Genomic DNA, 10,107 nt, shown 5'->3' with positions numbered 1-10,107 from the left:
GATCTGGCCGGAGCGTTGCTCGCGAGTCAGGCGACCTGCCTCGCCGGCGCGGGGTGTGCGTCCCTCGGCGACCGCGCTGCGGGTTGCCGCGCGACCGATGCGGGCTGCCGATCGATCGAGCGTCATCCGCGTTGCGGTGCGCTCATGGGATGTCCAGTAATTGGTCCAGTGGGCGCGGCGTTGATACCAGGGCCGGCCCGAATAGTAGCTGGACCAATACGAACTCAATACGAACGGCACGACGGGGATGTCGATGTCATCGACATAATCGGGAAGATAGACGTAGTTGTTGCGGTAGAGATATTCGAGATATTGCGACGATATCCAGCCGCGGTCGTCGGACCAGCTGACGTCGCACCAGGCATACCCCCTCAGGCAACCGTGGACGTTGACGCGAGAGTCGCCGGGAATGCGATCGACCAGCGGAAAGCCGGGCCCAGGCCCCGCTCTCAAGCCCGTCGATACCGTGACAATGCCGGGGGCCGCGAGCGCGGCGGTCGGCGCCAGCAGCAAGGCTGCCGTCAAGAGTGCTTTCAGTTTCATGACATGTTCCTCCTTATAAGGCGGAACGCTCATGCGGGTAGGACGTTCCGGCGGAGGTCGCAGCATTTGACGAAAGATGGAGTTGGCGGGCGGATTTCGGGCGGATCGTCGCCCGCGGGGGCCGCGCGTTCATTCACCGTTCATGTGCTGCCACCATTTCGCAGCCACATAGCCCCGAGCTTCGCGCCGCCGGAGAGGCAATTGAACGCTTTTGCGAAATAGTGCGCCGGACCGCATTTTAGACATCGGCTTCTGCCGACGCTTTCAACTTCCAAACGGCAAGGATAAACTTGCGCGGGCGCTCCGCTTACCGCGGCGCAGCGAAGAAACAACAACAATACAAAACAATACAAAAAGGGAGAGAACGATGCAGCCATCAGGCACGACGACTCTGCTTGCCAGCGGTGTAGCGATTTTTCTTGGTGCGGCGGCCCATGCGCAATCGGCGGACCCGATCAAGATCGGTGTCATCGCCGAGGTGCAATCGATTGCAGGCGCGGCGACGCCAGGCGGGGCGCAGATTGCCGCCGACGAGATCAACGCCAACGGTGGCGTGCTCGGACGTAAAATCGAGATCGTAACCTATGACAACAAGAGTTCGTCCGCGGATTCGGTCCGCGCCTTTCAGCGCGCAGTCAGCGAGGACAAGGTCTCCGCCGTCATCGCAAGCTATATCAGTGAAGTCGTACTGGCGCTCGAGCCCTGGGCGGCCCGGCTAAAGATGCCGCTGATCACCCCCGGCGCCGCCTCGAACGAGATCACGAAAGCGATCCACAATGACTACGACAAGAACAAGTACACGTTCCACGGCTACCTGACCTCGGCGGCACAGGCGCAACTCGTCTGCGATGCGGCCAAGGATCTTCTGGTCGACAGTCTCAAGTTGAAGACTGTCGCGATCATGAGCGAGGACGCCGCCTGGACCAAGCCGCTTGACGTCGGCTACGAGGCCTGCTTCCCGAAAGCCGGAATGCAGGTCGTCGATCACATACGCTTTTCCCCCGACACCACCGACTTCACGCCGATCTTCAACAACATCGAGGGCAAGAAACCGGACGCGATCGTGACCGGCATCTCCCATGTCGGCGTGCAGCCGACCGTGCAATGGAAGAACCAGCAGGTTCCGATCGCGATGTTCGGCATCTCGGCGCAAGCCCTGAGCCCGACCTTCTGGAACGACACCAATGGCGCTGCCGACGGCGTGCCGTCGCTGGCGGTCGCGACCCCCGACGTCGCGGTGACCTCCAAGACAAAGCCCTTCGCCCAGGCCTTCAAGGCTAAATACGGCACACCACCGGCTTATACCGGCTACACCGCCTATGACGACGTTTACATCATCGCGGAAGCGATCAAGCGCGCCCGCTCGACCGATCCCGACAAGATGGTCGCGGAGATGGAGAAGACGAAGTTCGAAGGTACGATCGGCAACATCGAGTTCTACGGCAAGGATGATGAGTTCACCCACGGCATCAAGGCCGGCCCGGGCTATGTCACGGGCCTTGTCTTCCAATGGCAGAACGCCAAGCAGGTCACGGTGTGGCCGCCCAAGATTGCGGAAGGAAAGCTCGAGTTCCCGAAGTTCGTCAAATTTTCGCAGTAGCTGCTATGGATTATTGAGCGGCTGCGGCCGGAAGCCGCCGGCAGCGGCCGCGAATACGGACGCAACGCAGACATCCCGAGGAGATGATGGGAGAGGCCAAGACCCATTACGAGGTGATCGTCGTCGGCGCCGGCGTGGCAGGCATATACCAGATCAAGCGGCTGCTCGATCTCGGCGTCGACGCCACCGTGCTGGAATCGGCCCCCGATCTCGGCGGCACCTGGTATTGGAATCGTTACCCCGGCTGCCGCTTCGATTCCGAGAGCTACACTTACGGCTTCTCGTTTTCGCGCGAACTGCTCGACGAGTGGCACTGGAAGGAGCGCTTTTCGAGCCAGAGCGAAAATTTGCGCTACCTCAATTATGTCGCCGACAAATTTGATTTGCGAAAAGCTATGCAGTTCAATTGCAGGGTCGAGGCGATGCGCTTCAATGAGGCGCGCGATCTCTGGCACGTGAAGACCGCGGACGGCCGCGAGCTGACGTGCCGCTTTGTAAGTCTCGCGATCGGCCTGCTCTCCGCGCCGACCATGCCGCGACTGGAAGGTATCGGCGACTTCAAGGGCCGCTCATTCCACACCTTTTACTGGCCGCACGAACCGGTCGATCTCAGGGCCAAGAAAGTGGCCGTGATCGGCACCGGCGCCACCGGCATTCAGCTGATCGGTGAAATTGCCGACAAGGTCGGCCAGCTCACCGTATTCCAACGCCGGCCAAACTGGAGTGCGCCACTCAACAACAGCGCGATCAGCGAGGAGGAAATGGCCGACATTCGCTCGCGCTATGACGATATCTTTGCGGCTTGCGCGCTCACGCCAGGCAGCTTTCTACATGGGCCCGACAGCCGCGGCTTCTACGAGGTGACACGCGAGGAACGGCTCGCGCTATGGAACAAGCTCTATGACGAGCCTGGCTTCGGCATCTGGCTCGCGAATTTTCGCGAGATATTCATGGATGAAGCCGCCAATGCCGAACTGTCGGCCTACATCGCCGATCGCATCCGCACCCGCGTCAGGGATCCCAAGATTGCCGAAAAACTGATCCCCAGGGATCACGGCTTTGGCGTCCAGCGCCTGCCGTTGGAGACGAAGTATTTCGAAGCCTATAACCGCGACAACGTGCATCTTGTCGATATCGGCGAGACGCCGCTCGTTCGCGTCACCGAGAACGGACTGCGGACGAGCGAACGCGACTATGAATTCGACATCATCGTCTATGCCACCGGCTTCGATGCCATCACCGGCGCCTTTGATCTGATCGATATCAGCGGCATCGGCGGCGAGACCCTGGCCGAAAAATGGAAGCAGGCGCCATCTACCTTCCTCGGCCTGCTCATCCACGGTTTTCCGAATCTGTTGATGCCGACCGGACCGCAAAGCGCGTCCGCTTCGACGAATTTCCCGCGCGGCATCGAGCACAACGTCAACTGGTGCACGAATTTGCTGCAATATATGTGGGATCGCGGCTACACCCGGGCCGATGCAACGCGCGAAGCGCAAGAGCGCTGGACCGCGCACGTCGCCAAAATGTACGAGATCATGCTGATGCGCAAAGCCAAGTCGTGGTTCACCGGCTACAACTCCAATGTTGCCGGCCACGAAGAAGGCACCGTCCGCTACTTCCTCTACAACGGTGGCACGCCGAAATTCGTCGCTATCGCCAATGACGTCGCTGCGAAGGCTTATCAGGAGATCGCGTTCAGCTCGGGGGAGCGTGTCGATGGACAAGCCGCCACCGTTAGCGCGTCAGCGTAGTGCTTCGCCCGTTCATGAGGTCTAGACTCAAAAATAAAGGCCCCCATCGCGGGGGCCTTTAACTTCAAGGTCCGTGTCTTTCTTAAACTGCGTCCTTGGCGGCCTTCACTGGCCTTGCGCGCACGATCTTGCGAGCAGGCTTGGCTTTGAACATCATTTCCTCACCCGTGAACGGGTTGGTGCCCTTGCGAGCCTTGGTCGCGGGCTTCTTGACCACGACGAACTTCGCCCAGCCCGGCAGCAGGAATACGCCGGATTTCTTCAGTTCCTTGTGGCCGACGTCCGTCAGCGTATCCATGACGTTCTTCACGTCACGCTTGGAAAGTTCGGTGGTGGTCGCAATTTTCTCGACCAGTTGTGACTTCGACATTTGGGTGGCCATTGTGTCTCCTCTGATTCGGACCGGGTTGATAATAACGCTCTCTGCGCAGAGGAAGAGGCTTCTACACAGTTTTTCTCGGGGTTTTTTGCGTTTTTTTGCTTCTAACCCTGTTTTTTAAGGGGTTGCGGTGCACCGCGAAGTGTGAATCGGGGCTGATTTGCCCGTCGTGCCAATGTGCCGCAGCTCCTTTTGCTTGCGGCGACGGGCAAATCATCTTTACAAGCCCGCCCCGTCCCGCCCCCACAAGAGGGGCGTATCGCGATCGTCACGGACGTTGGGTGCGGGATGCGATGGACGCTTCGATGCGACCGACGAGCGCATGCGAGGCGTACGACGAAGCCACGTGGTTCTGACGTCTCGACGCTGACGTCAAGCCGGTATCGATGTTTTGGCATCGCGCCGGTGACGGTGACAAAAACGCCCGATCGCCGGGAAGAGCGTGGAATAAGTCGTTCAAACCATTGCGCAGGGAATGCCGGATCGTTTGGCTGACCTGTGGTGACTATGCTTGTGTGCTTTTTTCATTCGCACACAAGGCTGCGGGTGCGGTCGCGCATCCGGCATTCCCTGCGCCCTCTGCTTTTGCAGGGGGACATGAAATATGCGCAACCCGGACAGGACATGCCGCGGGAACGAGGAGGCGTGTCTGATGAATCTCTGTCGTCCCGGACAAGCGAAGCGCGATCCGGATCCATAGCCACCGATGTTGGATGTAGGTGGGCTGGAGCCACATCTCGCTCAACAACAATCGTGCGTGGTTATGGATCCTCGCCTTCGCGGGGACAACGACCGAGGCGCCAGAATCTGCATTCCTGCCAAATCACCCCGCGGAATATTCACCGCTTGCCAAGGCCGCCTCGGCAGGCCAAGAAATCAGGGCAAGAAGAGAAGAAACGTCAGCGGAGAGTAAGTTTGACCATCAAGGGCAAGGCCTATATCGCCGGTATCTACGAGCATCCGACCCGGCACGCTCCCGACAAATCCACCGCCCAGCTTCACGCCGAGATCGCCAAGGGCGCTCTCGAGGATGCGGGCCTGACCAAAGCCGATATCGACGGCTATTTCTGCGCCGGTGACGCCCCGGGCGGGGTGATGGCGATGGTCGATTATCTCGGCCTGAAAGTCCGCCATTTCGATTCCACCGATACCGGCGGCTGTTCCTACCTGGTCCATCTCGGCCACGCCGCGGAAGCCATCGCCGCCGGCAAGTGCTCGATCGCGCTGGTCACGCTCGCCGGCAAGCCGCGCACGGGACCGTTGCCGCCGCGTGCGAGCGGCGCGGAAGTCGATTTCGAGGCCGCCTATGGCGGCACAACGCATAATGTTTATGGCATGTGCGCCATGCGCCATATGCATGAGTTTGGCACCACCAGCGAACAACTCGCCTGGATCAAGGTCGCCGCTTCCCACCACGCGCAATATAACCCGCACGCCATGTTGCCGGACGTCGTGACGGTGGAAGACGTCCTCAACTCGCCGATGATTTCCGACCCGCTGCACCGGATGGATTGTTGCGTCGTTACCGACGGCGGCGGCGGATTTATCGTAACGTCGGAAGCAATTGCCAAAAGCCTGAAGAAGCCGCTGGTGCGGATGATCGGCCATGGCGAGGCGATGAAGGGGCCGCGCGGCGGACAGAAACTCGATCTGACCTATTCGGCCGGCGTGTGGTCCGGACCGCGGGCATTCGAAGAGGCCGGCGTAACGCCAAAGGACATCAAATACGCGTCGATCTACGACAGCTTCACCATCACCGTGCTGATGCAGCTCGAAGATCTCGGCTTCTGCAAGAACGGTGAGGGCGGCAAGTTCGTCGCCGACGGCAACCTGATTTCCGGCGTCGGCAAGCTGCCGTTCAACACCGACGGCGGCGGCCTGTGCAGCAACCATCCGGTCAATCGCGGCGGCATGACCAAGATCATCGAAGCGGTGCGGCAGTTGCGGGGCGAGGCGCATCCGAAGGTCCAGGTTGCGAATTGCGATCTCGCCATTGCCCATGGCACCGGCGGACTGCTCGGCATTCGCCATGCCGCCTCAACCTGCATTCTGGAGCGCGTGTGATGGACGCCGTGAAATATCCCAAGCCCCAAACCAATCCCGAGACGGCTCACTTCTGGGACCAGACCGCCAAGGGCAAGCTGATGATCAAGCGCTGCACCGCGTGCGGCGAAGCGCATTATTTTCCGCGCTCGATCTGCCCGTTCTGCTTCTCCGACAAGACCGTGTGGGAGGAAAGCTCAGGTGAGGGCGAAATATACACGTTCAGCCGGATGCGCAAATCCGCCAACGGCCCTTACGCGATCGGCTATGTCAGGCTGAAGGAGGGGCCGTCGCTCCTGACCAATTTTGTCGATTGCGACATGGAAAGGCTGAAGATCGGACAGAAGGTGAAGGTCGTGTTCAAGGCGACCGACGGCGCGCCGCTGCCGTTCTTTACGCCGGTGTAAGGAGACCAGCACCAAGCGAAAGGTCGTCATCCCCGCGAAAGCGGGGATCCAGTAAACACCGGCGGCTACTGGATGCCCGCCTGCGCGGGCATGACAACGAAGAGGTTCGGAGAAACGCTACCATGGCTATCAACTACGATGAACTGATGGCGCTGAAAAATCTCGGGCAGCGCTATTCCTATGGCGACCGCGAGGTGATGCTGTATGCCTACGGCATCGGCATGGGCGCCGATCCCATGGATGAGAAGGAGCTGGCCTTCGTCAACGAAGCCGCTGCGATCCCGCGCCCATTGAAAGTCGTGCCGACCTTTGCGTCCGTCGCCGCCTGGGGCGCCGGCCCCGGCGAGATGAATCTCAACCGGGTGATGGTGGTCGACGGCGAGCGCGACATCACCTTCCATCGCCCGTTGCCGGTGGCGGAGAAGTTGCTTGTCGATTCAACCGTGCTGGCCGTGTTCGACAAGGGCAAGGACAAGGGCGCGGTGATCCGGCACCAGACCGTGCTCAAGAACGAAAAGGGCGAGGCGCTCGCCACGCTCGTTGCCTCTCGCTTTGCCCGCGGCGACGGCGGCTTTGGCGGCCCCTCCGAAGGCCAGCCCGAACCGCACAAGGTGCCGTCGCGCCGCCCCGACCGCTCGGTCGATATTTCAACGCGGCCCGATCAAGCCTTGATCTATCGGCTCTGCGGCGACCGCAATCCGCTGCACTCCGATCCTGAGTTTGCTCGCCGCGCCGGCTTCTCGAAGCCGATCCTGCATGGCATGTGCACGTTTGGCATCACGTGCCGCGGCATCTTGCAGACCTATGCCGATTACGATCCGAACGCCTTCAAACAACACGCCGCGCGGTTTTCCTCGCCGGTCTATCCCGGTGAGACCGTGACGCTCGATCTCTGGAAGGACGGCAACGTGATCTCGTTCGAGGCACGGGTGAAGGCGCGCGAGGCCGTCGTGATCCGGAGCGGCAAGACAGAGTTGGGATAGAGCCGCGACGGCGGTGCGCTCCCTCGCCCCGTTTGCGGGGAGAGGTGAAGAAAGAGAGCGGGCAGAGGAGGAGCGTCATGGGACTACTCGACGGCAAGGTGGCACTGATAACAGGCGCGGGCGGCGGGTTAGGGGAAGCCTATGCCAAGTTGTTTGCGCGCGAGGGGGCAGCGGTGGTGGTCAATGACCTCGGTGGTCCCCGCGATGGTTCCAGCTCTGATCTTTCGATGGCGCAAAAGGTCGTCGAGGCGATCAAGTCCGAAGGCGGCCGCGCGGTCGCCAATGGCGCGGACATATCGACCATGGCGGGCGGGCAGTCGGTGTTCGACGATGCCATCAAGCATTTCGGCCGCGCCGATATCCTCGTCAACAATGCCGGCATCCTGCTTGACCAGACTTTTGCGAAGGCCACGGAAGCCGCCTGGGACAAGGTTCTCAAGGTGCATCTCAAGGGCACCTTCTGCACCACGCAACCTGTAGTCCGTTGGATGCGCGAGAATGGCGGCGGCGTCATCGTCAACACGGCCTCGACATCGGGGCTGATCGGCAATTTCGGCCAGTCCAATTATGGGGCGGCAAAGGGCGGGATCTGGGGCTTGTCGAACGTGCTCGCGATCGAGGGCCGAAAATACAACATTCGGGTCTGGACGTTGGCGCCGGGCGCGCTGACACGCATGACCGAAGACCTGCCGCGCTATAAGGAAAATCCCGGCATGGCGCTCGGACCTGATGGCATCGCGCCGGCCGTGCTATACATGGTCAGCGACCTCTCGGGTGACCAGACCGGCAAGGTGCTCGGCGTTTCCGGCCCGCGCGGCGTGCGCGAGATGCGGATGATGGAAATGGAAGGCTGGAAGCCGCCGTTCACCGGCTGGAGGCCCGAGGATATCGTGACGCATGCGAAGGAGATTTTCTTCTCCGAGGAAGAATTGAAGAAGTCGCTGCGGCGGACTTGAAGAACAAGAAAGAAGGCAACAATGACAAAACTCACCCACGAGGCCAAAGGCACCTTCGCAATCGCGCCGACGCCATTCCATGACGACGGCCGGATTGACGAGAAATCGATCGACCGGCTGACCGACTTCTATGGCGAGATCGGCTGCGCTGGCATCACCGTGCTTGGGATCATGGGGGAGGCGCCCAAGCTCGATGGCGCGGAGGCCGAGGAAATCGCCAAGCGCTTTGTCAAGCGAGCCAAGAACATGCAGATCATCGTCGGCGTCTCGGCGCCGGGATTTGCCGCCATGCGTTCGCTGGCGCGCGCCTCGATGGATGCCGGCGCGGCCGGCGTGATGATCGCGCCGCCGCCGGCCCTGCGCACGGACGATCAGATCACCGGCTATTTCAAGCAGGCGGTGGAAGCGATCGGCGCTGACATTCCCTGGGTGTTGCAGGATTATCCGCTGACCTTGTCGGTGGTGTTCACGCCCGCGGTGATCCGCAAGATCATCATGGACAATCCGTCCTGTGTGATGGTCAAGCACGAAGACTGGCCGGGGCTGGAGAAGATTTCCGCGCTGCGTGGTTTCCAGAAGGATGGCTCGCTGCGGCCGATTTCGATTCTCACCGGCAACGGCGCGTTGTTCCTCGATTTCGAGATGGAGCGCGGCGCCGACGGTGCGATGACCGGCTATGCCTTCCCGGAAATGCTGATCGATGTCGTTCGGCTGTCGAAGGAAGGACGCCGCGATGCGGCCCATGACCTGTTCGACGCCCATCTCCCGCTGATCCGCTATGAGCAGCAGCCGGCGATTGGACTGGCGGTCCGGAAATACGTGCTGCAAAAGCGCGGTGTCATTGCTTCCAGCGCGCAGCGCAAGCCGGGCTCGAGCATCACGGTCACCGCAAAGGCGGAAGTGGATTACCTGCTGTCGCGCGTCGCACGGGTCGATCGCCGGGCCAACATGCAGCCGCAGTCAAGCGCGGCGGGCTGATTTCGTGGCAGAAGCCGTCACCGCGCGTCCGGCCTCGACGATCCTGCTGCTGCGAGATGGCGCGGAGCAGGAAATCGAGATCTTCATGATGGTGCGCCATCATGAGATCGAGTTCTCTTCCGGCGCGCTGGTGTTTCCCGGTGGCAGCGTCGATGCCGCCGATCGCGACATCATCGCGCGGCCCGAATTTTATTCGGCTGGCGAGGGAGGCGATACGGCCGAATTGAGTTTCAAGATCGCCGCGATCCGCGAGACCTTCGAGGAAAGCGGCATTCTGCTCGCGCGCCCGCGCGGGTCGGAACATCTCGTCGCGGCGAAACAGGCGGCGCAGATCGCAGCCAGTCACCGCGCGGCGTTGTCGGAGCGGAAGACGACCTTTCTGAAAATTCTCGATGAGACCGGCATGGTGCTCGCCCTCGACGAACTCGTGGCTTATGCGCATTGGGTCACGCCGGAAGGCATGC

At 61.1% G+C, this 10,107-nt stretch carries 10 protein-coding genes; 8 read left to right on the top strand and 2 right to left on the bottom strand.

Features of this window, described 5'->3' with window-relative positions; translation table 11 throughout:
- Window positions 1–543: SH3 domain-containing protein (locus tag WB528_RS06600; RefSeq protein ID WP_423887620.1), on the bottom strand; the 543-nt coding region annotated here is incomplete at its 3' end.
- A 367-nt stretch (window positions 544–910) separates the two neighbouring features.
- Between WB528_RS06600 and WB528_RS06595 the strand changes: the two genes are divergently transcribed.
- Together WB528_RS06595 and WB528_RS06590 are read left to right on the top strand one after the other, a co-directional pair.
- Window positions 911–2,143, top strand: coding sequence for an ABC transporter substrate-binding protein (locus WB528_RS06595; protein WP_423887619.1), 1,233 nt, complete (start codon window positions 911–913; stop codon window positions 2,141–2,143).
- Window positions 2,144–2,229: 86 nt separating this feature from the next.
- Window positions 2,230–3,897 carry a flavin-containing monooxygenase gene (locus WB528_RS06590; protein ID WP_423887618.1) on the top strand — a complete coding sequence of 556 codons (1,668 nt, stop codon included), beginning with the start codon at window positions 2,230–2,232 and terminating at the stop codon, window positions 3,895–3,897.
- A gap of 82 nt (window positions 3,898–3,979) precedes the next feature.
- Here WB528_RS06590 and WB528_RS06585 read toward each other — a convergent pair whose 3' ends face one another.
- The gene (locus WB528_RS06585) at window positions 3,980–4,279 is read right to left on the bottom strand and encodes an HU family DNA-binding protein (protein ID WP_072823706.1); all 300 of its coding nucleotides are present in this window, start codon (window positions 4,277–4,279) and stop codon (window positions 3,980–3,982) included.
- 912 nt (window positions 4,280–5,191) lie between these two features.
- Between WB528_RS06585 and WB528_RS06580 the strand changes: the two genes are divergently transcribed.
- The 6 genes from WB528_RS06580 to WB528_RS06555 all read left to right on the top strand — a co-directional run.
- Window positions 5,192–6,340, top strand: a complete 1,149-nt coding sequence (locus WB528_RS06580; RefSeq protein WP_423887617.1) for a thiolase domain-containing protein — start codon at window positions 5,192–5,194, stop codon at window positions 6,338–6,340.
- Complete coding sequence (locus WB528_RS06575; protein ID WP_423887616.1) at window positions 6,340–6,726, top strand: Zn-ribbon domain-containing OB-fold protein; 387 nt, start codon at window positions 6,340–6,342, stop codon at window positions 6,724–6,726. The genes WB528_RS06580 and WB528_RS06575 overlap by 1 nt, the downstream gene beginning before the upstream one ends.
- 122 nt (window positions 6,727–6,848) lie before the next feature.
- Entirely contained in the window at window positions 6,849–7,709 is an 861-nt protein-coding gene (locus WB528_RS06570) for a MaoC/PaaZ C-terminal domain-containing protein (RefSeq protein ID WP_423887615.1), read from the top strand.
- Window positions 7,710–7,786: 77 nt separating this feature from the next.
- On the top strand, window positions 7,787–8,665 hold the full coding sequence (locus tag WB528_RS06565; RefSeq protein ID WP_423887614.1) for an SDR family oxidoreductase: 879 nt from the start codon (window positions 7,787–7,789) through the stop codon (window positions 8,663–8,665).
- Between the two features lie 21 nt (window positions 8,666–8,686).
- Window positions 8,687–9,643 (top strand): dihydrodipicolinate synthase family protein, encoded by a 957-nt coding sequence (locus WB528_RS06560; RefSeq protein WP_423887613.1) that lies wholly within the window; start codon window positions 8,687–8,689, stop codon window positions 9,641–9,643.
- A 4-nt stretch (window positions 9,644–9,647) separates the two neighbouring features.
- Window positions 9,648–10,107: NUDIX domain-containing protein (locus WB528_RS06555; protein ID WP_423887612.1), on the top strand; the 460-nt coding region annotated here is incomplete at its 3' end.

This window comes from Bradyrhizobium sp., from assembly GCF_049586575.1.
In the GTDB taxonomy this organism is placed as follows: Bacteria; Pseudomonadota; Alphaproteobacteria; order Rhizobiales; family Xanthobacteraceae; genus Bradyrhizobium.
Note: the sequence above shows the minus strand (reverse complement) of the source record. Positions and strands in the feature narration are given on the sequence as shown.